This window comes from Acanthopleuribacter pedis (assembly GCF_017377855.1).
Taxonomy (GTDB): Bacteria; Acidobacteriota; Holophagae; order Acanthopleuribacterales; family Acanthopleuribacteraceae; genus Acanthopleuribacter; species Acanthopleuribacter pedis.
This window is the reverse complement of the sequence record NZ_JAFREP010000007.1, coordinates 312,362-336,347: the sequence shown is the minus strand read 5'-3', so window position 1 is coordinate 336,347 and position 23,986 is coordinate 312,362. Positions and strand designations below refer to the sequence as shown.

General features: G+C 56.9%; 20 protein-coding genes. 13 read left to right on the top strand and 7 right to left on the bottom strand.

All coding sequences use genetic code 11. The features are described 5' to 3' along the window. Positions 1-432 precede the first annotated feature (432 nt). Both J3U88_RS10535 and J3U88_RS10530 read left to right on the top strand, forming a co-directional pair. Positions 433-825, top strand: a complete 393-nt coding sequence (locus J3U88_RS10535; protein ID WP_207858712.1) for a response regulator — start codon at positions 433-435, stop codon at positions 823-825. 75 nt (positions 826-900) lie between these two features. Beyond that, positions 901-1,920, top strand: a complete 1,020-nt coding sequence (locus J3U88_RS10530) for a hypothetical protein (protein ID WP_207858711.1) — start codon at positions 901-903, stop codon at positions 1,918-1,920. 489 nt (positions 1,921-2,409) lie between these two features. Here J3U88_RS10530 and J3U88_RS10525 read toward each other — a convergent pair whose 3' ends face one another. After that, complete coding sequence (locus J3U88_RS10525) at positions 2,410-3,999, bottom strand: 2-isopropylmalate synthase (RefSeq protein ID WP_207858710.1); 1,590 nt, start codon at positions 3,997-3,999, stop codon at positions 2,410-2,412. Between the two features lie 1,286 nt (positions 4,000-5,285). Here J3U88_RS10525 and leuC point away from each other — a divergent pair. From leuC to J3U88_RS10495, 6 genes are all read left to right on the top strand, one after another. Continuing rightward, positions 5,286-6,734 (top strand): 3-isopropylmalate dehydratase large subunit, encoded by a 1,449-nt coding sequence (gene leuC, locus J3U88_RS10520; RefSeq protein ID WP_243435872.1) that lies wholly within the window; start codon positions 5,286-5,288, stop codon positions 6,732-6,734. Then, on the top strand, positions 6,734-7,312 hold the full coding sequence (gene leuD / locus J3U88_RS10515) for a 3-isopropylmalate dehydratase small subunit (protein ID WP_207858708.1): 579 nt from the start codon (positions 6,734-6,736) through the stop codon (positions 7,310-7,312). The genes leuC and leuD overlap by 1 nt, the downstream gene beginning before the upstream one ends. Further along, positions 7,309-8,421, top strand: a complete 1,113-nt coding sequence (gene leuB / locus J3U88_RS10510; protein WP_207858707.1) for a 3-isopropylmalate dehydrogenase — start codon at positions 7,309-7,311, stop codon at positions 8,419-8,421. Before leuD ends, leuB begins: the two co-directional genes overlap by 4 nt. 140 nt (positions 8,422-8,561) lie before the next feature. Next, positions 8,562-9,395 carry a hypothetical protein gene (locus J3U88_RS10505; RefSeq protein ID WP_207858706.1) on the top strand — a complete coding sequence of 278 codons (834 nt, stop codon included), beginning with the start codon at positions 8,562-8,564 and terminating at the stop codon, positions 9,393-9,395. Between the two features lie 149 nt (positions 9,396-9,544). Then, positions 9,545-11,104, top strand: coding sequence for a peptide ligase PGM1-related protein (locus tag J3U88_RS10500; protein ID WP_207858705.1), 1,560 nt, complete (start codon positions 9,545-9,547; stop codon positions 11,102-11,104). 222 nt (positions 11,105-11,326) lie between these two features. After that, the gene (locus J3U88_RS10495) at positions 11,327-12,304 is read left to right on the top strand and encodes an RpnC/YadD family protein (protein WP_207858704.1); all 978 of its coding nucleotides are present in this window, start codon (positions 11,327-11,329) and stop codon (positions 12,302-12,304) included. A 36-nt stretch (positions 12,305-12,340) separates the two neighbouring features. Here J3U88_RS10495 and J3U88_RS10490 read toward each other — a convergent pair whose 3' ends face one another. The 4 genes from J3U88_RS10490 to J3U88_RS10475 are packed head-to-tail and all read right to left on the bottom strand — an operon-like array spanning position 12,341 to position 16,332. Continuing rightward, positions 12,341-13,567, bottom strand: coding sequence for a beta-ketoacyl-ACP synthase (locus tag J3U88_RS10490; protein ID WP_207858703.1), 1,227 nt, complete (start codon positions 13,565-13,567; stop codon positions 12,341-12,343). Then, on the bottom strand, positions 13,564-14,289 hold the full coding sequence (gene fabG / locus J3U88_RS10485) for a 3-oxoacyl-ACP reductase FabG (RefSeq protein ID WP_207858702.1): 726 nt from the start codon (positions 14,287-14,289) through the stop codon (positions 13,564-13,566). The genes J3U88_RS10490 and fabG overlap by 4 nt, the downstream gene beginning before the upstream one ends. After that, a complete protein-coding gene (locus J3U88_RS10480) occupies positions 14,289-14,783 on the bottom strand; it encodes an acyl-CoA thioesterase (RefSeq protein WP_207858701.1) in 495 nt (164 codons plus the stop codon). Before J3U88_RS10480 ends, fabG begins: the two co-directional genes overlap by 1 nt. Continuing rightward, a complete protein-coding gene (locus J3U88_RS10475; RefSeq protein WP_207858700.1) occupies positions 14,776-16,332 on the bottom strand; it encodes an HAL/PAL/TAL family ammonia-lyase in 1,557 nt (518 codons plus the stop codon). Before J3U88_RS10475 ends, J3U88_RS10480 begins: the two co-directional genes overlap by 8 nt. Before the next feature lie 271 nt (positions 16,333-16,603). Between J3U88_RS10475 and J3U88_RS10470 the strand changes: the two genes are divergently transcribed. After that, complete coding sequence (locus J3U88_RS10470; RefSeq protein ID WP_207858699.1) at positions 16,604-17,032, top strand: response regulator; 429 nt, start codon at positions 16,604-16,606, stop codon at positions 17,030-17,032. Positions 17,033-17,056: 24 nt separating this feature from the next. Here J3U88_RS10470 and J3U88_RS10465 read toward each other — a convergent pair whose 3' ends face one another. Next, a complete protein-coding gene (locus J3U88_RS10465) occupies positions 17,057-17,866 on the bottom strand; it encodes a lysophospholipid acyltransferase family protein (RefSeq protein WP_207858698.1) in 810 nt (269 codons plus the stop codon). A 42-nt stretch (positions 17,867-17,908) separates the two neighbouring features. Continuing rightward, complete coding sequence (locus tag J3U88_RS34960) at positions 17,909-18,619, bottom strand: alpha/beta fold hydrolase (protein ID WP_207858697.1); 711 nt, start codon at positions 18,617-18,619, stop codon at positions 17,909-17,911. A 242-nt stretch (positions 18,620-18,861) separates the two neighbouring features. On the opposite strand from J3U88_RS34960, the gene J3U88_RS10455 reads away from it, so the two are divergent. The 4 genes from J3U88_RS10455 to J3U88_RS10440 all read left to right on the top strand — a co-directional run bounded on the left by J3U88_RS10455 (position 18,862) and on the right by J3U88_RS10440 (position 23,902). Next, positions 18,862-20,553 carry an ApeI family dehydratase gene (locus tag J3U88_RS10455; protein ID WP_207858696.1) on the top strand — a complete coding sequence of 564 codons (1,692 nt, stop codon included), beginning with the start codon at positions 18,862-18,864 and terminating at the stop codon, positions 20,551-20,553. A 436-nt stretch (positions 20,554-20,989) separates the two neighbouring features. Further along, positions 20,990-21,490 carry an Lrp/AsnC family transcriptional regulator gene (locus tag J3U88_RS10450; protein ID WP_207858695.1) on the top strand — a complete coding sequence of 167 codons (501 nt, stop codon included), beginning with the start codon at positions 20,990-20,992 and terminating at the stop codon, positions 21,488-21,490. A 153-nt stretch (positions 21,491-21,643) separates the two neighbouring features. Beyond that, complete coding sequence (gene hppD / locus J3U88_RS10445) at positions 21,644-22,738, top strand: 4-hydroxyphenylpyruvate dioxygenase (protein ID WP_207858694.1); 1,095 nt, start codon at positions 21,644-21,646, stop codon at positions 22,736-22,738. A 9-nt stretch (positions 22,739-22,747) separates the two neighbouring features. After that, on the top strand, positions 22,748-23,902 hold the full coding sequence (locus J3U88_RS10440) for a homogentisate 1,2-dioxygenase (RefSeq protein ID WP_207858693.1): 1,155 nt from the start codon (positions 22,748-22,750) through the stop codon (positions 23,900-23,902). The last annotated feature ends 84 nt before the right edge of the window (positions 23,903-23,986 follow it).

Sequence of the window (23,986 nt, the reverse complement as noted above, 5' to 3'; positions counted from 1 at the left end):
CATGATAAAGTGTCATATTAACGAGACCCCCCAAAACGCCGACAGAGGTGCACCATGCACCCTATTCAGCTAATTCCTCGCGGTTCCCGCGAGAAAAGAGCGCAACGCAAGCTGCGCTTGCCCGCATTTCTCACAAGAATTCGTCACGAGAAGCTGAACGCCTTGTGTGTACGAAGATTACGACCAAGCCACGGCACAGGGGTCCAACCTCCCGCGGGTCCGACCTCTTCCGGGGCCGACCTCTCCCGGGGCCGACCATTCGGCGTAGCAGCTGAGGCGAAGGCGGCTCGACCGAGTAATGCGGAAGGCCTTCCGCGGAAGGCAAACCATCGTAATCGCATGGGTTGCCCCGTAGCAGAATTCCTTGTGAGACATGCAGACTTACGTTAGGAGAGCGAGACGCAAACTGCGCTTGCGTTAGGAGGGACAGCCATGAGTCATCAAATCCTGATTGTCGACGATAACCGCGACCTTGCCGAAATGATCCAAATGGGCCTCAGCCTCAAAGGATTTAAGGTTTGCATCGCCACCAGTCGCAATGCCTACCAAAAGGCCCTGACGACCGATCCACCCGATTTAGTGGTTACTGATATTTTTATGCCGGACCACGAGGGCCTAGGCGTGATTCGTCACTTGCGCGTTTCTCATCCCAACACCAAGATTATTGCGATGAGCGGGACGTCGGCCTGGGGCAGCCACTCGGTCAACTTTTTGGAAATCGCCGCCAAAATCGGCGCGGATCGCGTGATCCCAAAGCCATTTGAAATGAAGGAAATGACCGCTTTGGTACGCGAGCTTCTCGAAGAGGAAGCCGTCGAATCCTAAAAAACCAGGACGGTCCCACCACGCCAAGCTTTTAATGTGTTTTTCAATAAAGTGTACTAGGATGATCGGTTACCCATGGATCAACTCACCAGCTTTACCCGATCACCTTTCCTCAAATTTTTTCCAGTCGCATGGGACTTCTTCTCAGGCGAACCCCCTGTTTACTCGATTACCCGTTCCCACGGGCTGAACGTGCGCTTCCGTTTGTTGCACTCGACGGACCCCATCAACCAGGAGCGAACGGAGGAGAACAAGGTCCTGATTCGTTACGAGGTCATGGGCCGTGAATACGACCTCTACACCCTGGGTGATTTGTTGTGTTCCACCTATCCATTTGATGAAACGGGCATCCCCAACATCAAAGGTGAGATCGCCGAGCGCATCGCGCGCCGGGTCATGAAGCGGTTTTTGCAGCGGTTCGACCAACACCGCGGCAAGTTGGGCGGCCTGTTCGACAAAAGCTTTGATCCCAAGAACTGCACCAACTTCGTGGTGGCCAATACCAAACGTTTCGTTTTAAAGATCGGGCGTTACCCCAACATGATCCTGCTCAAAAAGACCGGGCAGGGCAAGTGGGGTTACCAGCACGTCACCGATTTGGACGGGCTGTTTGATTTTCGTTACCTGGGCAAACGGCACCTGATTATTTTGGAGAGCAAAACCGGGCGCATTGATGTGCAGGCCGAATCGCTGTACGAGTCCTTGATCCTCCCCTTAAAACGTTTGTTCCCAGACGCCACCTTTTCCTACGTGGTTTTTGCCGACCGCCGTCATTTGTTGGACATGCGTTACCCGGAGTACCGCATTTTGCAGGAGGCCCCGGTCCGCATTCACGAGGCGCTGACCAAACACGGCATCGCCAATTTCTTTTTCGAATTCGACGAAAGCGAAAGCGATTTCCAGCAGATGTGCCGCCACCTAATCAACGCATACCGCAATTACCACCACGAGCGGGTTTCGTTTAACGGCAACATCTCAATCACGGATTCGCAGATCGCGATCTTCGAACCAAACCAGCGACGCCCCTATATCGAGCTGGAGCGCGACCCGGTCACGGGATTGTTTCGGGTGATCCGCTCGGTGCGCTCCTTTTAAAGGCGGACGGCGTCGCCCGGCCAAAACGTGGGTTTCTTTATTTCTCAGGAAAGCATGATGATTTGAGGATGCGGCCCTGCTCCTCGGCTCTTTTGCACCCCTACCCGACTTGGATCAAGCCGTTACTTCGTTGGGCTGTTTTTACAGGCGGGTTTGGGTTCCACAATTGGCCATCGATTGGGACGCGTTAGTTCTAACGATTTCAGGGGTGCAGGATGCGGCCCAACGCATAGGCCCTCGGTGACCCCATCCCGATCCGGGCAAAGCCGTTTCTTCGTTTTTGCAGGGCTGTAACCCCTGTCTCGAGGGTTCAATCTACAAACCGAAGTGACGGCACCATCCGCGTCGGGTACCGGCGAAAAAGAGAAAACCCGCTTACCCGCATCCTGATATCCGAATATCCTGAGAAATAAACGAATACCAAGCCCTGCCACAATCAAGATGCACCGTGACACCCGCCAAAAAGCAGGTGCCACGACGCCAATCCGTTTATCCTACACCGACAGCCTCAGCCGCCGTCCGATCCGCCGAGGTCAGATGGAAATTGACCGCATTCAGGAAAGCACGGGCGCTGGCCTGCATGATGTCGGTCCCAACCGCGCGGCCGCGGAAGGTCTGATCCTCAATCGATACCGCCACCGTAATTTCACCCTGGGCGTCTTTGCCACGCGTGACACCGCGGATTTGGTAATCCGTGAGGCGAACCCGAATGCCGACCGCGCGCTCAATTGCCTTGAACAGGGCGTCGACCGGACCGTCGCCACAAGCGGCTTCCTCAGCGCGGCGTTCTTCCGTTTCGTGGGCCAAGGCAACCGTGGCCGTGGCGATGGCGTTGGTACCGGAGCTGATTTGTACCGAATCGATCCGCCAGGGATGATCGTGGCGATGGATGTCGCCCAAAATCAAGGCTTCCAAGTCCGCGTCAAAAACTTCTTTCTTTTGGTCCGCCAGCTTCTTGAAGCGTGTAAACGCGTCTTCCAGACGCTCGTCGGAGAGACGGAAGCCGCGTTCTTCCACCCAGTTGCGGAAGGCATGACGGCCGCTGTGTTTGCCCAAAACCAATTGGGTACTTTTGACCCCGACGTCTTCCGGGCGCATGATTTCATAGGTCGAGGTGTGCTTCAACATGCCGTGTTGGTGAATGCCGGCCTCGTGGGCGAAGGCGTTTTGGCCGACAATCGCTTTGTTGCGCTGCACCTGCAGGCCGGTCACCTTGGAAACCAAACGACTCGCCGCAAAAATGCGTTCGGTTTGGATGCCGGTACTTAAGCCGAAATAGTCGCGGCGGGTGCGCATGGCCATCACCACTTCTTCCAACGAGGCGTTGCCGGCGCGTTCACCGATCCCGTTGATGGTGCATTCAATTTGACGGGCGCCGGCGTGTACCGCGGCCAAGCTGTTGGCGACGGCCAGACCCAGGTCATTGTGGCAATGGACGCTGAGCACGGCCTTATCAATGCCGCGAACGTTGCGGCGCAGATGGGTCATCAAATCGGCAAAAGCCTCGGGCATGGCGTAACCAACGGTGTCGGGAATGTTCACCGTGGTGGCACCGGCCTCAATCACGCGTTCCACCACCTCGGCCAGAAAGTCGGGTTCGGTGCGGGCCGCGTCCTCGGCCGAGAACTCAATGTTGTCGCAATAGGCTTTGGCCATGGCAACGCCTTCGACGGCGCGGCGGATGATTTCCTCCTTGGCCATGTTGAGCTTGAACTCGCGGTGAATCGCCGAGGTGGCCAGGAACACGTGGATGCGGGGGTTGGCCGCATCGCGCAAGGCTTCCCAAGCGCGGTCGATATCGCCGCGTTGGCAACGGGCCAGACCCGCGATTTGGGGACCTTGAATTTGGCGGGCGATGGACTGAACCGCTTCGAAATCGCCGGGTGACGCAATGGGGAAACCGGCTTCGATCACGTCGACGCCTAATTCGCGCAGTGCGCCGGCAATCAACACTTTTTCCTCTAAATTCATGCTGGCGCCGGGTGATTGCTCACCGTCGCGCAGGGTCGTGTCAAAAATGACAACGTGGTTGGGATCGATCGGGGCCTGAGACGGGGTCTTAGGTGCGTCATGCTTCATGGCTTTTGCTCCTCCATTTCGGTATGCAACGACACATGGGGTTGGGGTACACGCCGTGGTCCGGTCGGAAAAGGTGCAGGAAGGCGCCGGCGGCGTGGAAGGGGGTTTTTGGGGGAAAGCGAACCAAAACGTCTCGGGGTAAGACTCAAGAAGGAACGCCGAAAAAGAAAAAGGCCTCATGTTGCTTCGCGCTGAAACGACATGAGGCCCCCATTCGAGTGCGGTAACACTCAACTCGGGGGCCTTAGCGCTAGCAGTAGGTTGGCAAACGCGGGGTCGGAAAAAGAAAAGAAAGCGTTTAAGTGATGATTCACGGTAGGACTCCCTAAGAATGCGTTTGAACCTAAAGTACGGTGCTTCGCTTGAAAGACAGGATATAAAAACACCAAAAAAAGATGCAAGCTTTTTTTTCAAAAATCTACAACATCACTTAATGAGCAGCGTCTCAAAAATTTACGGTTCATCAATCCTATAGTTTAAAAAGAGTGATCTCGAGTCGCCCCTCGCCGACCCATGGCATAAAAAAGTTTTTTTTACTTGACGCATCCCGACCAAGGGTTTTACCATCGGGCAACCTTAAGCTTGGACGGGCTCCAACCGCCCGCAAGGACATCCCATGATTTCCCCAATTACCACCCTGCTAAGCATCAACCTAATTATTCTAGGAATGCCTCAAGGTGGCGTGGGATAGCCGTATACCAAATTTTAAGTTTCAAAAAAACCCGCGTCACTCCCCAAGAGTCGCGGGTTTTTTGTTTTCGGAGGTTCCCCCATGCGCTCCAATCCTTCCTTTTTCAGCCGCTTACACACCATCCCCCTACCCCTAATCCTCGGCAGCGGCTAGCAAAGAAGTCGTTCTCTGCCCTGCACGGCACCCAGGCGGCGGTATCCCCATCCACCGTCCAAGTGAGGTTCCCCGACCTCACGAGGTGAACCTATTAAGAGAACGGTCGAGGTGTATCTAGCCAAAGGAACCTGCTCTCAGAACGCCGTACCTTAGAAGAATCATAGGCGCTTTGGGCAAGATCCCTTTGTTTCTTAATACGCCACTCACTAGTGCCACAATCTATCTTCCCCCCATTTCGACACAAACATACCCCATTTGTGATTTTTCGGTGATAATACCAAAAGTTTTTCACCAAACCCACAATAAGACACCGATTTTGTGTTCGAATCATAGTGTCTCTTCATGAATCGCCCCTGTCCGCTTCAACCCATAGATGACACCCCAGGTTCCGTTTCCATCCCTTTTTGCTTTGCGACATATCCCCCACGGAGGTCTTCTTTTGGAACACCCGTCCCCCACCAATCAGGGTTCGTCCCCACCGAGCCGTCCCCGCACCCTGTTTGAGAAAATCTGGCAACAGCACGAGGTGAAGGCGGCCACCGCCGATCACCCCGCCGTCCTCTACATTGATTTACACCTCATCCACGAGGTCACCTCACCGCAGGCCTTTGACGAACTGCGTCGTCGAGGGTTAAAGGTGCGTCGCCCGGACCGCTGCCTGGCCACGATGGACCACAGCACACCGTCGCTCCCCGCCGATGCCGCGGGTGCGTTCCCCTACGTCGACGACCTGGCCCGCAAGCAGGTCGAAAAACTGGTCGAGAACTGCCGCGCCTTCGGCATTGAGCTCTACGACCTGAACAGCGAGCACCAAGGCATCGTTCACGTGATCGGTCCGGAAATGGGCGCCACCCAACCCGGTAAAACCATTGTCTGCGGTGACAGCCACACCAGCACCCACGGCGCCTTCGGTGCGCTGGCCTTTGGGATCGGCACCAGCGAGGTCGGCCACGTGATGGCCACCCAATGCTTGCTGCAACACCGCCCCAAAACCACCGCGGTTGAATTCACCGGTCGCCTCAAGCCCGGCGTCGGCGCCAAGGATATGATTTTGGCGTTAATCGCGGAAATCGGCGTCGGCGGCGGTACCGGCCAAGTCTTTGAATACCGCGGTGAAGCAGTTGAAGCGCTCTCAATGGAAGAACGCATGACCCTGTGCAACATGTCGATTGAAGCCGGCGCCCGCGCCGGTTTGGTCGCCCCGGATCAAAAAACCTTCGATTACCTGAAAGGCCGTCCCTGGTCACCGCAAGGCCAGGCGTGGGAAAAAGCGGTTGCGCGTTGGCGTGAACTGCCCACCGATGAGGGCGCCGCGTTTGACCGCGTCGTCCACATCGACGCGAGCCGAATCGAACCGATGATCACCTTCGGCACCCACCCCGGTATGGCAATGCCGATTGACGACACGGTCCCTGCCGAAATCCACGGTGAAGCCACGGACAAAGCCTTGAACTACATGCAGTTCAAGGCGGGTGAAACCCTGATCGGCAAAAAAGTGGACGTGGTGTTTATCGGAAGTTGCACCAACTCGCGCATCAGTGACCTGCGCGAGGCGGCGTCCATCTTCCGCGACCGCAACGTGGCCCCGGGTGTGCGGGCCCTGATCGTGCCCGGCTCGAAAAAAGTCAAAGCCATGGCCGAAGCCGAGGGTTTGGACCAAATCTTCCGCGCCGCCGGCGCCGAGTGGCGCGAGCCCAGTTGTTCGATGTGCATCGCCATGAACGGCGACCAAGTCGGTGCCGGCCAGCTGGCGGTCAGCACCAGCAACCGCAACTTCGAGGGTCGCCAAGGTAAAGGCAGTCGCACCCTGCTGGCAGGACCCGCCACCGCGGCGGCGGCAGCCGTGACCGGCGTGGTCACCGACGCGCGTCGTTTGGGAGGTACCTAATGGACGTTTTTCGCCAAGTCACATCACACACCGCGGTGTTGCCGCAAGCCAACATCGACACGGACCAAATCATCCCGGCCCGTTTCCTCAAAATCACCGACAAGCAGGGCTTGGGTGAAAACGCCTTTTACGATTGGCGCTACGACGAGCAAGGCAAACCCAACCCGGCGTTTGTACTCAACCAAAACCCCTTCGATCAAGCCGGGGTCTTGGTGGCAGGCGACAATTTTGGCTGTGGTTCCTCCCGTGAACACGCCCCGTGGGCGTTGCTTGGCAAAGGCTTTCGCGCGGTGATCAGCACGCGTATCGCCGACATTTTCAGCAACAACGCGCTAAAAAACGGCTTGCTCCCGATTGTGGTTGATTCTGCCTTCCATCAAAAACTAACCGCCCAACCGGGCGCCACCGTCAACATCGACCTCGAACAACAAACCGTCACCCTTGCCGAGGACGGCGCGCGCGTGGGCTTCACCATCGATCCCTTCGCCCGCTACTGCATGCTCCACGGTATCGACCATCTCGACTTCTTGCTGCAACAGGAAGAAGCGATCAAAGCCTATGAGGAGGCAGCAGCATGAAAGCCAAGATTGCGGTATTAGCCGGTGACGGCATCGGCCCGGAAGTCACCACCCAAGCCCAACGGGTATTGCAGGTGATCGCGGACAACTGGGACCATACCTTTGAATTTGAAGATGCGCTGGTGGGCGGCGCGGCCATCGACGCGGTCGGCGATCCGCTGCCCGACAGCACCTTAAAGACCTGTCGTGAATCAGACGCGGTTTTATTCGGCGCCATCGGCGGCCCCAAGTGGGACGACCCCAACGCCAAGATCCGCCCCGAGCAAGGCCTGTTGCGGCTGCGCCGCGGCCTGGACGCCTTTGCCAATATTCGTCCGGTCAAACCCCACCCGGACCTGCTGGAAGCGGCCCCCCTCAAGGCGGACCGCTTGGAGAATGTGGACCTGGTGGTGGTGCGCGAGTTAACCGGCGGCATTTACTTCGGAAAGAAAACCCGCGACGCGGATCGCGCCACCGACGAATGCGCTTATTCGGTTCCCGAAATCGAACGCATCGTGCGGGTGGCCGCGCGGATTGCCGCGGACCGGAGCGGGCAATTGACCTCGGTCGACAAAGCCAACGTGCTGGAAACCTCGCGCTTGTGGCGGGCGACCACGGAACGCGTGATTCGCGACGAGTTCCCCCAAGTACGCTTGGAACACGTGCTGGTCGACGCGGCCGCGATGCACTTGCTGCAGAAACCGGCCGCCTTCGACGTGATCGTCACGGAAAACATGTTTGGCGACATCCTCACCGATGAAGCCAGCGTTTTGGCAGGCTCGATGGGCCTGTTGCCCTCGGCGTCTTTGTCTGACGACGGCCCCGGCTTGTATGAGCCGATCCACGGTTCGGCCCCCGACATCGCCGGCCTGGGCATCGCCAATCCCTACGCGGCCATTCTCAGCGCATCCATGTTGCTGCGCCACTCCCTGAAGCTGGAAGAGGAAGCCGATGTGGTGGAACGCGCGGTGTGGCGTGTGATTCACGAGGGCGTGCTGACCACCGATCTCGCCGGCGAAGGCAAACGTTCGGTGAACACCCAAGCCGCCGGTGATGCGGTATGCGAAATCGTCGCCACCAGCACCCCCTGCATGAACATGTGCTCGCGCGAATTCGGCTACCGCTTCTAAGTGTGAAAAACCGAGCCGGTCTTGGCGGATGCCCCCGTCGAGACCGGCTCTTCTGCGTTTGGATTCCAAGCCCGGAACACGCGAACCTAAGTTATGATAACCGCCAAGGGAACAAGGCTCCTTGAAGGCGGTAACGCGGTATGGATCTCCCAGCACAAAAGCAGATCACGGTCGCGGTGGTGATCGAAGCCCTTCGCGGCCTCCTTGACGGCAGCCTGGCGCGCGATGCCGTCGCCGATTGGGCAGAGACCCACCATCCTGATGAACGCGCTTCTTTAACCACATGGGAAACCACTGACCAAAACCCCTGCCTTGAACGCCTCGCAAAAAGCACCTTCCGCCAGTTAAAACATGTCGCTTTGGAAGTTGAATTGAATGCTTCCCGACACTTCTTCCTTCGCGACCAGGACCTTCGGACATACCTAGAAAACCTGACTGATTTTCCCAAACAGCGTCACCTAGGCCCGTTCTCCGAATGGGATCCGCGGACTTCGGGCTCCGGTCGGTTCGCCCCGATCATTAAACTGGAACAAGGTAGGTTTCGCAAAGGTTGGCCCCGACTCTTTTCGGTTCGCTCGCTTTGTGACATGCCTTGTCTTGTCGAAACCGCGTGTTTCACGTATCAAGGGCAAGCCTACAGCCTGGTCAAAAACCTGGACCCAGGTCCAGATCACGGCAGTTTCCACATTGAAGCCGATATCGACCAGGTTTTCGACCAACAGAACCTCGTCTCCCTTTTGCGTCGGCTTGGTTTCGGCATGCAACATCTCACCTACTTCCATAAAGAGAACCAGCCACCTCAACCCCAAAATTTGTTCCGCTACGATGATAATGGCGGAGAATTCCTCATGGCTCAGTTTGACAACTACCTTGAAGCCGAGTTAACCCGCTTGATGTACGAGGATCGCGGGCACAAACAAATTTATTACCTCAAAAAAGGCAATGCGACTGAGAAGCAAAAGCCGGCACTTTAAGCAAAAAGCCTGAAACGACTTGCTTTATCACCGAGCTTCCCCTTAAATGGGATGCAATACCCCTTGCTTTTCGCAATCGGCCTATCATCATCGTCCTTTTTGCCAACCTCTGGATGCGCATCCCGCATCAGCTACCAGGAGGTCTAGCCATGGTTCATCCGTCGTTTCCCGCCCCCGGATCCCCTGCCGAAGCCACCGTCTTCTCCGCCTTGCAACGGCGCCTGACCGATCTCTACCACACCGTTTTCGCCGATCCGATGAAACCGCGCACGGTGCTGATTGTGCCCAGTTTGAGCATGGACGGCGACACCCTGGCCAAAATTACCGGGGTTCACCATTACGAGGAACGCATGCTGTGCATGCTGATGCTCCTGCGCTTGCCACGCACCAAAATTATTTACGTCTCCAGCCAGGCCATTGCACCGACAGTCATTGATTACTTTTTGAACCTGCTCCACGGCGTACCGTTTCACCATGCGCGCGGACGGCTGCGCCTGCTCAACTGCTACGACGCCTCGCCCACCCCGTTGGCCCAAAAGATTTTGCAACGACCGCGGCTTTTACAGCGCATCCGCGACGAAATCGGCGATCCCGGCACGGCACATCTCTCCTGCTTTAATGCGACGGAACTCGAACGCACCCTGGCAGTCCAACTCGGTATTCCCATTTACGGATGCGACCCGGACTTATTGCATTTCGGCTCCAAAAGCGGCGGTCGCGATTGTTTTAAAGAAGCCGGTATTCTTATGGCACGAGGCCACGAAAATTTGCGCGACGCCCAGGATATTTTTGAAGCGCTGGCCGATTTGCGCCGAAACCAACCCGGCCTGCGCAAGGCGGTGGTCAAACTGAACGAGGGTTTTTCCGGTGAAGGCAACGCCCTTTTTCGTTACCAGGACTGCCCAGAGAACGCGCCCGCCGCATGGTTCCGCGACACCGTACCGCAACGGCTCCAGTGCGAAGCAAAAAACGAACACTGGGATTCTTTTGCAGCCAAGTTCCAGCGCATGGGCGGCATTGTCGAGGCCTGGATTGAAGGCGAGGAAAAGTGTTCGCCCTCCGTTCAGTGCCGAATCAATCCACTCGGCGAGGTCGAGGTCGTTTCGACACACGACCAAGTGTTGGGCGGGCCGGGCGGTCAAATCTTCCTCGGTTGCACCTTCCCCGCCGGCGACGCCTACCGGCAATCCATCCAGGAGGCGGGCGCCAAGGTCGGTGCGGTCTTGGCCGAACGAGGTGTGATCGGCCGCTTCGCGTTGGATTTCATCACCGTCAAACAAGGTGATACTTGGTGTAATTACGCGATTGAAATCAACCTGCGCAAAGGCGGCACCACCCATCCATTTATGATGTTGGAATACCTGGCCGACGGCGCCTTCGATGCGGCGAGCGGTCTGTACCGAACCCAAGCCGGGCAGCCCCGGTATTACTACGCCACGGATAACTTGGAAAGCGACGGCTACATCGGCCTTTCACCGGAAGACCTAATCGATATTTCGGTCTGCCGTGATCTACACTTTCATGGGGTTCGTCAGGAAGGCGTGGTTTTCCACCTGATCGGCGCGCTCTCGGAATTCGGCAAATTAGGCGCGGTTTGTATTGGTTCAAGTCCCCAGGAAGCGCGTTCACTTTACGAACGCACCAAAAAGATACTGGCTGAAGAAACGCAACCGGTGACGGAGCCAAACCACGAGAAGGCTCCCGTATAAACGCGCTCCAGATCTGAATTCGTTCCGAACTGAAAAAATCACCCCCCTTGTAATCAATGCACGAAAAGTATCTTCATTTTTGATGTTTCAAATCTTGCGGGCGGCTTTATGGTTGGCCGAAACAGCCCGCTATCACGGCAGACAAAGCAACATCACCCGGTGTGATTTCTTCGCGAATCCACGCTGTCGGCGGCTGTTTTCATCCATTCCCGGAGGGAAAACATGCAAGCCTTCGACAGTCCTTGGAAATACATTGGCGAAACCTATCTCCAACACATGATCAAGTTCTACCATCCCAAAGCGCACAAGGCCATCGACTGGACTCAACCCGTGCGCTGCTTGGACAAAGAACTCCTTCAGCTCACGGCCGACGCCCCGACCGGCCGCCGTGAGGCCGATAAATTGTTCGAGGTCCATCGCAAAAACGGCGACAAACGTTTGGTTTACCTACACATTGAGTTTCAAAACCAGCGCGATCCCGAACTCGCCGAGCGCATGTTCATTTACTACTACCGCATTTTCGACAAGTACCGCACCCCGGTTTGGAGCATGGTCATTCTCGGCGACATGGATCGCCGCTACCGGCCCGATGTTTATCAAACCGAGCTTTGGGACTTAAGCTTGTCTCTGCGTTACCCAACCATTAAATTAAGAGACTACGAAGCGCGGTTGCCCAAACTTTTGCGTTCCCGCAACCCGTTTGCGCTCGTCACCGCCGCCCACTTAATCGCCCAACGGACGCGCCGCAAACCCCGCGAGCGCTTGGAGCAGAAACTTATTCTGACCAAACTGCTGTACAAAAAACGCTTTTCCAAGCAGCAGATCCTCGCCATTTTCAAGTTCATCGACTGGGTCCTACAACTTTCCACCACCCTCACCCAACAGTTCAACCAAGCTCTTGCCAAGTTCGAAGGAGACCAAAACATGACCTACATTACCAGCATCGAACAGCTCGGCTACGACCGCGGCAACAAAGACGGCCAAAAAACAGGTCGCAAGGAAGGCCGCGATGAGAGAGACCGAGAGCTGAAACGCTCAATGGCCCAAGACTTGTTGGAAGTGCTGAAGGAACGATTTGGTTCTCCATCGGCGGCTCAAATGAAAACCATTGATCAAGCTGATTTGGAACACATTCAGCAATGGTTCAAACAAATGTCCATGGGCCAAACCCCGCCAGGATTGTTCGGCGAGAACGACTAAGCCGACAACACACCAGGACGCCCGCTGAAAAGCGGGCTACACCCGCGCAAAAATCAGCGACGTATTTACCCCGCCAAAGGCAAAGTTATTGCTCATCGCGGTTCGCCCGTCAAAATCGCGGGTTTCGGTCAAATAATTCAAATCACCGCAGCGGGGATCCACCGTCGCCAGGTTCAGATTCCCCGCCAACCAACCTTCGTGTAAATGGTAAACCGCGGCCATGGCTTCCAGGGCGCCACAAGCTCCCAGGGTGTGGCCCATGTACCCTTTCAGCGACGACACCGGTGGACGCTTGCCGAACAAGCCGGCCGTCGCGGTGCTCTCGGCAATATCGCCTACTTCCGTCGCGGTCCCGTGGGCCGAGACATAATCGATCTCGCCGGGTTCCAGCGCCGCATCCCGCAGCGCACCCTCCATCACAGCCCGCATGGTCGCCGTGTTGGGATTAACCACATGGGCCCCGTCACAGTTGGTCGCAAAACCCACGACCTCGGCCAATATATTCGCCCCGCGCGCCACCGCATGTTCATAGGCCTCAAGCACCAACACGGCCGCGCCTTCACCAACCACCAACCCATCACGGTCTCGATCAAACGGGCGCGGTTGCTCGTGGGGCGCATCGTTTCGCGTGGATGTCGCATACAGAATATCGAAAACGGCGGTACAGATGACGTGCAACTCTTCCGCACCACCCGCGATCATCACATCCTGCAAACCATGGCGCACGGCTTCGTACGCGAAACCAATTCCCTGACTGCCGGAGGTACAGGCTGAGTTGGTAGGAATGATCCGACCACGCACCGAAAAAAAATGGGCCAGGTTGGCCGCGGTCGTGTGACTCATCAGACGCAAATACTCGCTGGAGGTGATGCCTTGCAGCGACCGGTCCACTGTAACTTTCTCCGCATACGTCTCAATCGCGGGTGGCGAACCGGAGGTCGAGCCAAAACTGATGCCACAACGACCGGACTGCAGTACCGCGTCCCCCAAGAGGCCGGCCTGGGTCAAAGCACCCTCGGCAGCTCGCGCGGACAACAAGGAAACACGACCCATGCCACGCACTTGTTTGCGGCTGTAATGCTTGGGGCGGCGAAAGTCGGGCACAGCCGCGGCCAGTCGTGTTTTTAACCCGCGCACACTCGCCCAGGCCTCCGCCCGGGACACGCCGGATCGCCGATTTTGTAAACCCTCGCGAATGGTCGGCCAATCCCGGCCGAGGGGACATAAGCCGGCCGCTCCGGTGACGACCACCCGTCGGGTCACACCAAACCACCGTTAATGGAAATCACTTGGCCGGTAATATAGGCGGCATCATCGGAAAACAGGAAGTTGACCAAACCGGCGACTTCCTCGGCGGTGCCGAACCGCCGCATGGGAATGTGTCTTTTGATCTCGTCAACCGGTAAGTCGGCCACCATGTCGGTGTGAATAAAACCCGGCGCAACGCTGTTGGCGGTAATTTTCCGTTTGGCCAACTCCTGGGCCAAAGCCTTGGTGGCGCCGATAATACCGGCTTTGGCGGCGGAATAATTGACCTGGCCGCGGTTTCCGGTAATGCCGGCGACGGACGACATACTCACCACGCGCCCGCCTTTTTTGGCGCGAATCATCGGCATCACCAAGGGATTCATGATGTTGTAAAAACCATCGAGATTGGTGTGGATCACGCGATCCCATTCCTCGCCTTTCATGCTGGGCAGCGGATTATCCGCGTGAACCCCGGCGTTAAGCACCACACCCCAATAAACCCCGTTTTCTTCTATGTCCTTTTCCAGCGTGGCGCGGACCAGCTCGCGGTCGCTGATGTCAAAAGGCAACACATACGCCTGCCCGCCGGCAGCTTCAATCTCAGCCAAACAGGATGCAGCGGCTTCTTCGTTACGGCGGTAGTTGATCGCGATGCGAAACCCCGCGCCCGCCAGCCGTAAGGCGACGGCCCTTCCAATGCCGCGCCCGGCACCGGTTACCAACACTGATCGTTCCATTAGCGGTTCCCCTTTGTTTGTTTTTCCCGGGCAACGGGATGGTTGATCGCCAAAGGCCCGACAACGGGTGGCTCCGCCTCGAGCGAACGCGGTTCACGGGCCAGACGTTCCAAAACGGGCTCGGGCGTCACCATACACAATTCACCATTTTCGGCTTTAACCGCTACCTGCACCGTGTGGCCCCGTGCCACCCGTTTCCCGTCACGCACCCGTTCCAGGGCGTAAGCGACCTTCAGCCGGTATTCGGTTTCAACGAACTTGGCGCGTATCAAGGCCTTAGAGCCGTAGAACAAGGGATGAATGTGGCGACATTGACTCTCGATCACCGGAAACACATACCCCAAGTCGCGCATGTCGGCGATATCCAACCAAGAGCCGCGGAACAGCGCGGTCCGCGCCAGTTCGAAATATTTGTAGTAATGGCCGTGCCACACCACATCGAGTGCATCGACATCGTGGAAGGGCACCTCATGAACGATCTCGACCTCATGCATGGTCCGGCCGACTCAAGGGAAACTTCCTTTGGCGCAACGCGGCCAGCAAACCACGCAACTCTTGATCCAGCGGACGATCCTGGGCGACAAAAGGCGAGTACGCGCGCATGGCGTTGGCAAGCTGACGGATTCCCGTCCCAACCTGTTGCGGTTGGTTGAGGTTTTTTTCGCGCAGTTCCAACGCTTGCACCCCGGCCAAGGCGGTCGCCACCAGAACCTGCTCGGTTAACTCGATCACACGCAAGCAATCGCGCGCGGCGATGGTGCCCATGCTGACCTTGTCCTGATTGTGCGATTCGGTGGAGCGCGAAAAGACCGAGGCGGGCATGGTCCCTTTCAAAGCTTCCGCGGCCCAAGCAGAACAGGCAATTTGCAGCGCCTTAAAGGCGTGATTCACGGGCAAGGCGTCTTGTGGCGCGCCACTCAAATTCAGGGGTAGGCCGTGGTTGCGATGGACGTTCAGCAACAACGCCATTTGGCGGTCGGCCAGATCAGCGAGGTTGGCCACCGCGGTTTTCAAGCTGTCGGCGACAAAGGCGGCGTGGCCGCCGTAAAAGTTGCCGCCGTGGAGCACATCGCCGGTCCCTGGATCAATCAAGGGGTTGTCGTTAACGCTGTTTATTTCGGTTTCCATCCAGTCCTTCATCCACGGCAAGGCATCAAGTACCACCCCAATCACGTGGGGCGCGCAACGCAAGGCGTAGGTATCCTGAACCCGTTCAGCGGCGGACCGGCGGTAGGCGTCGTCGAGTTGTAAATCTTCAGCAATCGCTTGCGCGGCACGACGTTGACCGGCGTGGGGCTTGGCGGCAAAAATACGGTCGTCGAAATGGGACTTGTTGCCCAGCAGCGCCGCGGAAACCAAAGCGGTCACCCGCGTGGCCAACATACTCAAGTACTCGGCCCGTTCAATCGCGAGGGCACAGAGCGCGGACATGACACTGGTCCCATTCATCAGCGCCAAACCTTCCTTCGGTTGCAACGCGATGGGATCGATACCGACGGCGTCCAAGGCGGCACGAGCAGGCATGATTTCACCGCGGAAGGTCACCTCTCGTTCGCCGATCATCGCGGCAACCACGTAGGAAAGCGGGGTCAAATCGCCACTGGCACCCACGGACCCCTCGGCGGGAATACGTGGCAAAATATCGTGGCCAAGCAGGGTGCATAAGTGATTGAGCATCGACCAGCGCACCCCTGACCACCCCTTCACCAGCGATGCCAGTCGTACGGCGACCACGGCCCGCGCGGTATGTTCATCAAAGATGCTCCCCAGACCACAACCGTGAAAGCGGCTGAGATTGACACTAAACTGAGGCACAAGTTCCTTGGGAATGCCGCGAGTGCACGATTCCCCCACCCCGGTCGTCACACCGTAAACCACTTCTTGGTTGCGCCATTTCTCGGCAAGCACCGCGGCACCTTGATCGATGGTGCGACGAAAGGCTTCATCGTCACACAGATGGAGGTCGGCTTGTCGGTAACTGATCAAACGAACGGCGCCGGTCGTTAATGAATCCCGACCCAAAACAAATACTGGAAGAGACATGAACACTCCGAAAACAAAGCGAATCGCCCGTGAACCAGCCAGGCGTCACCAAGCAAAAATCCTATTTTAAACAAAAGCCATGGCGAAACAAGCGATATCGCGGCGGGAGCGAGGCCGACGGACCACGGGGGTTCTGCACGGGGGCATAGATTCTTGGCTAAAAGCTGTTTTTCATATTTTAAGTTTTCTCAAACACCATCCGAAACGCATTGCATAACCATTCGACCTGACCATCAATACCCTTGCGGAATTTGCAGCAGACGAGGTTTCCATGGCTTCACTACCGAAAACCAAAGTGCTCATTGTTGACGACAGCCAAACAGAACGTTTTTGGGAAGAAAAAGTGCTTAAAGGCCTCGGCTGTGAGACCTTTACCGCCGGAGACGGAACCGAGGCACTCAAATTCATGTTCCAACAGGAATCAGTCGACCTGATCATGCTGGATCTAAAAATGCCACGTATGGACGGGCATGAATTTTTATCGGAAATCCGCAAAAACTCCGATTTCGACCACGTCAAAGTGATTGTGCTTTCGGCAAAAACGGAAGAAGAGGTCATCCCGGTGCTGGCGGAAGGCGCCACGGACTACTGGCTGAAAGGCTCGAGCGTTGCGGTCCTTAAATCGCGTATCCGCAACATCGTTTACACCATTCACCTGGAAAAGAAACTGGCGGCGTTTAAAGAAATCATAAACGGCTAACAGGTCCCACGACCAAGCTTACCCTCAGGAAGCGGCCGCCTCCGCGCCCTGAGCCCGCTGCCCTATGCCTAAGCGCTGTTCATACTCGGCTTGCAGAAGTTTGGTTAATGCGCGTACCTGTAAGGGGTAACCCTCACAGTTGGTGACCTCGGGTGGAATGGTCACGGGTCGACCGATTTCAATGCGGAAGTCAATCGCCCGATGGGGAATGCGATACCAAGGCTCTTCCTTAGTCAGGGTCGGTGGATCGCAGGTAATGACCACCGGCACAATCGGCACATCGCAACGCAGGGCGATCTGAGCGGCCCCGCGGGTGAACGGGCGCAACCCACCGTGCGGCGAGCGCGTCCCCTCGGGAAAAATGACCAGGGATCGACCGGCTTCAAAACCGGCACGACAGTTCGCCAACAGCGCTTCCGGGTGATTATTGGGAATTAAACCGGCGGCTCGGACGGCGACGGCGGTCACCGGATTCCACCACAAACCCCTTTTAACGACGCACCCGCAATGGGGCACCGCCCCCATGAGGTTCACGATATCGATGAGGGTGGGATGGTTGGCAATGAGCAGACAAGGACCGACCTCGGCCAGGTTCTCGCGGCCGACAACTTGGAACGAACGCATCCCGCCGAGCGCCACCGCCAAGGGCCCAAACAACCTGAAACACCGATGAATCACGGTCAAGGACCAAGCCTGCTTGCGGAGGCGGGCGGCCGGTGACAGGTAGATCAGGGGGAACAGGGTGAGGTTGAGTGCAAAACTCCAAACCATGAAGAGCACAAACATCGCGAGGGTGAGCAGCAGTCGGTAGAGGCGATTCAATCCAGACACCATAGAAAAACGTTATTCCTTCCACTTTAGGGGATGCATGCAAAACTAGGGTGCAACCCCACTTTCTTCGGCTCGCCGGCTGAGGTAATCGGCGAACATCGCACGCCAAACCCGCCACTTGTGACCGCCCGGCGCGGTCTCCACTTTAATCGACGGCGCCCGAGAACGCAAAAGTTCAATCGCGGGCAACAGGCGATCCCGCTCGCCAACGAGGATGGTGACCTTGGGACGCCCTTGCCGCGCGGCCTCGAGCAGAAAGCGCCAATTGGCCACCAGTTCGGCCTCACGCCGGTTTTTGGGTTGGTAACCCGCCGGCCCTTCGTCAATGAGGCGCTTGAGCAAAGCGCGTCGGCCCAAATAAGGCGCGAGCAGGACCACCTCGTCGACACGTTCGGGCACATGCCGCGCCAGGAACAGGGCCCCAAAGCCGCCAAAAGAGGCGCCCACCACGGTCACCGGCACATCGGGAAACTCGGCCAAAACCTCACTTTGGACCCGGCCGGGCATCTGCCCCGCCTGGTAATAACCGACGTGCGCATCCAAGGCCACCCACTGCCAACCCCGCGTCATTTCGCTTTGTCCGGCGGCGATCACGGGAAAGCCATGGGTTCGAAACAAGGTCTCATCGTCGATGTAACCGGGGAGCAATACCACCAAACGGGCAAGATCTTCATCCGAGGGCGGCGGCCAAGAATCGCGGGGAATCGGCGTCTCAAGCGGACGCCGCAAACAGGCGCAGGTTAAGAGAAGCCACACCAGGACCACAACACAAGAGAAACAGCGAGCCACACCGAAAGGAGCCCTGTTTTTCATCCACCGCCTCCGCAACATTTTTATAAAATGATACCTCGCTTCCACCCGCCCTACGTGCTCCGCTTATTGGCAGTGCCCCGATTTTCCCCTAGAATCAGCACGCAAAACCCAGACGGCCGCCGTGCGGACGGGTGGTTTGATTCGCAAAACCGGAGGCGGCATCGTTGATCCCTTTAAGTTTATGTTTGACGGAATCCTACCCCGCTCAGCGCGTTTCCCTTGAACCCGATACCACCTGGGCGGCCTTTCGGGCCGAAGTAGCCGGTTTCATGGATCAGCTCCCTCCCCACGCCGACCACCCGATTTTACTTGCGGTCGACCAGCCGACAACCTTCGCGGCGGCCCTTTTCGCCTGCCTACAACGGGGTCTTCCCGCGGTGGCCTCGACCGATTTACAACCGGGCACGGTAGCAACCCTGACCCCGCAACTCAGCGCGGTTGTCACGGACAAACCCAGCTTTGAAACCAAGCGCCCAATGATTCGCCCCCGTTCCGGTGATCCAAATCGACACTTCCAACCGCTAAACGGTAACCAAACGGCGCTTTACCTCTTCACGTCGGGCAGCAGCGGCACCCGCAAAATGATTGAAAAAAAAGTATGCCAACTGGAAGCGGAAATCGCCACGCTGCAAAAACTCTGGGGATCGGCGGCGGGAAATCGCCTTCGCCTGGCCACGGTCTCCCACCGCCACATCTACGGACTGCTCTTCCGCTTGTTATGGCCCTTGTGTGTTGGTGCACCTTTCAGCAACCGCACCTACTTTTTCTGGGAAGAGCTGGCGGCGGCATCACCGCCCGAAGGCGCGGTGGTTGTTTCCTCACCGACGCATCTCCACCACTTAGGTGCGGCCGCAACCGAACCCGCGCTCAAACCGGATTCACTCCTTTTCTCCTCGGGCGGACCCCTGGCCCAAGCAGCGGCCTTGGCGGTCGCACAAAACCTGGGTCAGGCACCCATCGAGGTATACGGCTCAACGGAAACCGGCGGCATCGGCTATCGTCGCCGCAACGCGGGGGAACCGGAGCCCTGCTGGACGCCCTTTCCCGGCATCGAAACCCGGCAAGATCACGGCCGCCTGTCCATCCGCTCGCCATTTTTAAATGAACCGAACAACTGGTTCGCCACGGATGATTTGGTCGAACGCACCAAAGCGGGTGGCTTTCATTTACGCGGGCGCGGGGATCGTCTGGTGAAAATCGGCGAAAAACGCGTCTCGCTCAACGAAATCGAACAACGCCTGGGGAACCACGAAGATCTTGAAAAGGTGAAATGCCTGCTCCTTGGCGAGGATCGCAAACAGTTGGTCTTGGCGGCGGCGCTAAAAGAAGCGGCCTACTTGCGGCTGCTCCAAGAAGGGCCGCGCCAACAACATCAGCGGCTCAAACGCGTGTTACAGGACTTTCTGGAACCGGCACTGTTGCCCAAACGGGGTCGGTATCCGCGTCAGCTCCCGATGAACAGCGAGAGCAAAACGCCACAATACCTGCTGGAACGTCTGTTCGCGCACGAGGCGGTCGACGCGAGCAAACCGGAAACCATGCCGATCATCACGAGCACCCAACCAACCGAACACGGCCGACAATTCACGGCGCGCGTTCCAGACCAACTTATTTACCTAGACGGCCACTTCCCCCAAGCCGCGGTGGTTGCGGGTGTCGTGCAAATCACCTGGATTGTGCGGCTGATCCAAAGCCTGACGGGTTTCCCACCGGATATCAGCCAAATGGAAGCGGTTAAATTCCGCAACCTGCTCAAACCCGGCGAACCCTTCACCTTGGATCTCATCTTCGACCAAGGCCGGTCAAAATGGCGTTTCAAAATCACAGGCGAAAGCGGCCTCATCTCCTCCGGCCGCTTGTGCCTCAGACAAACATGAAACGCGGCTCGCGCCATTGCTTCCTCTTTGTTCTAAGGATGCGCAGAGGCCGGCGATTTCGCGGCTTTCCCTTTTTGAAGCTGTCCGCCCCGGAGCGCGCCGTTTCATCCTCCTTTCCTGCGAAATAACGGATACCTAGCCCACCCAAAGGCTTCACCCCCATCCCAAAACGCAATTTTTCAGTCCATCCACACGGCCATCTGCGCTTTAATGAGAATGAACGCGCCACAACCAACCCCGTAGCAAACAAAAACAGGCTCACGGCCCCCATTGCTTCCGTAACAAAGAGAAACCCAGAACCAGTTTCAAAGAACACTTCGCGACCAAAAACAATTAGAACCTAATTTTATTTCAACATTCTTCAAGGATCAGAAATATTGTTTTGACAAGCGGGGAGATGATCTTTTATATTTGCTGACATAGAGGAGAATCCAGCATGCCTGCCAATAAGGACCGTGTCAAACTCGACGAAATCGACATCAAAATCCTGCAAATCCTTCAAGTGCGGGGACGCATTACGAATGCCAAATTGGCCTCAGAAGTCGGCTTGTCCGCACCACCCATGTTGGAACGGGTAAAAAAACTGGAACGCTCGGGCGTCATTAAATGCTACCGAGCCATCCTCGAAGCGAACTTGTTGGATCGCAATTTCTTTGTTTTTGTCACGTTGAACCTCAATGTACAACATCTATCCAACGTCGACGAGTTCGAGCTAGAACTGGCCGCCATGAAGGAAGTGCTGGAAGTCCATCACATCGCGGGCGACATCGACTTTCTCCTGAAAGTTAATGTCAAGGACCAGGAAGACTACAAACAATTCGTGGTCGATAACCTTGCGAAAATCAGGGGTATCAGCCGCATTCATTCATGGGTCGTGCTGAGCACCGTTAAAGACACAACCGAGTATCACATCGATGAAACATCGATCAGGAAGTAACAACCGAACGGCATGAAAGAGACAGGGAACCTTCTTTGCGAATGGGGGTTCCGTCCAAGCGGCCCGCACCAGGGCTCCCGTTGCCCGCCGCAATCCAATCGGTTCACACTTCCACCAAAAAAGCTGGGAAAAGACATCTTTTGGGAGGGTTTTATGGGTTACGCATCAACCGATATCAACGGGTTTGATTTCATCCACATGTACGTGGGCAACGCCAAGCACAGCGCGCAGGTTTTCGCCGCGCTTTTCGGCTTTAAAATCGTCGGCTACAAAGGACCGGAAACCGGCTGCCGCGACCACGTCTCTTACATTCTCAATCAGAACCAACTGACGTTCGTCGTATCGGCCGCGATTGTGCCGGAACACGCGATGCACAACTTCGTCAACAAACACGGCGACGGGGTCCACGAGTTAAGCATCCGCGTCAAAGATCCCAAAGAAGCCCTGGATTACGCGGTTGCCAAAGGCGCCAACACCGCGCGCGACTTCTCTGTTTCCGAGGACGAAAACGGCCGCTTTAGCAGCGCTTCCATCGACATCTACGGCGACACCATTATCACCTTCATCAACCGTGAGGAATACAAGGCCTTTTTGCCAGGTTATCAAGCTTATGAGGGTCCCCAGTTCGCGCGCAACGATGTCGGCTTGACCCACATCGACCACATCGTCGGCAACGTCGGCGAAGGCGAAATGAACAAATGGGCCGCGTTCTTCGAGCAAACCATGGACCTGGAAACCTATGTCCACTTCGACAAAGGCGATATCTCCACCCAGTATTCCTCCTTGGTCTCCAAGGTGGTTCGCTCCAAAAACTCCGCGGTGAAGTTCCCCATCAACGAACCCGCCGCGGGCCTCAAGAAATCGCAAATTGAAGAGTACCTGGAAGTGAACTACGACGCGGGTGTTCAGCACATCGCCATCGCCACCGACAACCTGATCCAGGCCATCAGCGCCATGGAGAGCAACGGTGTCACCTTTATCGAAACGCCCGACACCTATTACGAGGTGATCGGTGACCGCGCCGCCGGCATCCACGAGGCGGTGGAAGATCTAAAGAAACTCAACATCCTCATCGACCGCGACGAGGAAGGTTACCTGCTGCAACTGTTCACCCAACCCCTGGGCGACCGCCCCACCCTGTTCTTGGAGTTCATTCAGCGCGAGGGCTGCGAAGGTTTTGGTCAAAACAACTTCCAATCCCTTTTCGAATCCATCGAACGCGAACAAGCCAAACGCGGCAACCTCTAAGGAGCGGTCATGCCTTTTTACCAACAGCTAGGCACCATGCCGCAAAAAAAGCACGTCACCTACCGCAAGGAAGACGGCTCGCTTTACTGGGAAGAACTGTTCAGCACCCAAGGGTTTAGCGGGATCTACAGCACGCTGTACCACATTCACCAACCCCCGGCGGTGGAAAGCGCCAAAGAGCTGGATATCAAGTTGATCGAACCCTGGGCGGAAGCGCCGCGCGCGCCGGTCCACTTCTTCACGGAACGGGCGCCCAAGGGCGGCGACATCCTCAGCGCGCGCCAATACACGCTCTACAACAGCGATTGTGCCTTGGCCACGGCGAGTTTCAGCGAACTCGACGACACCTTTTACCGCAACGCCCGTGCCGACGAAATTTTGTTCGTCCACCACGGCAGCGGTGAACTGCACACGCCCTACGGCGTGATCCCTTTCTCTGATTGGGATTACCTGGTCATTCCGCGCGGTACCATCTACCGTATCGAAAACCTCAGCGAGGACAACCAGTTCTTTGTGATTGAGTGTTACGCACCGGTGGAAACCCCCAAACGCTACCGCAATGAATTCGGCCAGTTGCTGGAACACGCGCCCTTTAGCGAACGCGACTTCCGTCGCCCGCAATGGCGTGAGCCCGTCGACCAAACAGCATCACAGCGCCTTTTGATGAAAACCGGTGACCGCGTTTTTGAGTACGTGCTCAAAAACCATCCTTTTGATGTGGTCGGCTGGGACGGGTATGTTTATCCCTACGCCTTTAACATCAAAAGTTTTCAGCCGATTGTGGGCCAGATCCACCTGCCGCCGCCCATCCACCAGGTTTTCCAAACCTCGGGTCTGGTCGTGTGCAATTTCGTACCGCGCCTGTTTGATTTCCACCCCGACGCGGTTCCGGCCCCCTACTATCACCAAAACATCGACAGCGACGAGGTGTTGTACTACGTCGACGGCGACTTCATGAGCCGCAAGGGCATTGAATCCGGTTCGATCACCCTGCACCCCGGCGACGTGCCCCATGGGCCGCAGCCCGGGAAAACGGAAGCCAGCATCGGCGTGAAGGACTGCTACGAGTATGCCGTCATGGTTGACACCTTCAAGCCCCTACACAGCACGCGTTTGGTCGAGCGGATTTGGGACGAAAACTACATTCGATCCTGGCTCGGCTAACGCCGACGCACGTCCGCGCCGCCACGGTGCGGACGTTTCTTTTTGGGTTCGCCCACACCCCTGGCTTTTCCAGCCTTAGCGAGG

Coding starts and splice junctions, on each gene's coding strand:
- J3U88_RS10535 (WP_207858712.1), top strand. CDS start 433: ATGAGTCATCAAATCCTGATTGTCGACGATAACCGCGACCTTGCCGAA.
- J3U88_RS10530 (WP_207858711.1), top strand. CDS start 901: ATGGATCAACTCACCAGCTTTACCCGATCACCTTTCCTCAAATTTTTT.
- J3U88_RS10525 (WP_207858710.1), bottom strand. CDS start 3,999: ATGAAGCATGACGCACCTAAGACCCCGTCTCAGGCCCCGATCGATCCC.
- leuD (WP_207858708.1), top strand. CDS start 6,734: ATGGACGTTTTTCGCCAAGTCACATCACACACCGCGGTGTTGCCGCAA.
- leuB (WP_207858707.1), top strand. CDS start 7,309: ATGAAAGCCAAGATTGCGGTATTAGCCGGTGACGGCATCGGCCCGGAA.
- J3U88_RS10505 (WP_207858706.1), top strand. CDS start 8,562: ATGGATCTCCCAGCACAAAAGCAGATCACGGTCGCGGTGGTGATCGAA.
- J3U88_RS10500 (WP_207858705.1), top strand. CDS start 9,545: ATGGTTCATCCGTCGTTTCCCGCCCCCGGATCCCCTGCCGAAGCCACC.
- J3U88_RS10495 (WP_207858704.1), top strand. CDS start 11,327: ATGCAAGCCTTCGACAGTCCTTGGAAATACATTGGCGAAACCTATCTC.
- fabG (WP_207858702.1), bottom strand. CDS start 14,289: ATGGAACGATCAGTGTTGGTAACCGGTGCCGGGCGCGGCATTGGAAGG.
- J3U88_RS10480 (WP_207858701.1), bottom strand. CDS start 14,783: ATGCATGAGGTCGAGATCGTTCATGAGGTGCCCTTCCACGATGTCGAT.
- J3U88_RS10475 (WP_207858700.1), bottom strand. CDS start 16,332: ATGTCTCTTCCAGTATTTGTTTTGGGTCGGGATTCATTAACGACCGGC.
- J3U88_RS10470 (WP_207858699.1), top strand. CDS start 16,604: ATGGCTTCACTACCGAAAACCAAAGTGCTCATTGTTGACGACAGCCAA.
- J3U88_RS10465 (WP_207858698.1), bottom strand. CDS start 17,866: ATGGTGTCTGGATTGAATCGCCTCTACCGACTGCTGCTCACCCTCGCG.
- J3U88_RS10450 (WP_207858695.1), top strand. CDS start 20,990: ATGCCTGCCAATAAGGACCGTGTCAAACTCGACGAAATCGACATCAAA.
- hppD (WP_207858694.1), top strand. CDS start 21,644: ATGGGTTACGCATCAACCGATATCAACGGGTTTGATTTCATCCACATG.
- J3U88_RS10440 (WP_207858693.1), top strand. CDS start 22,748: ATGCCTTTTTACCAACAGCTAGGCACCATGCCGCAAAAAAAGCACGTC.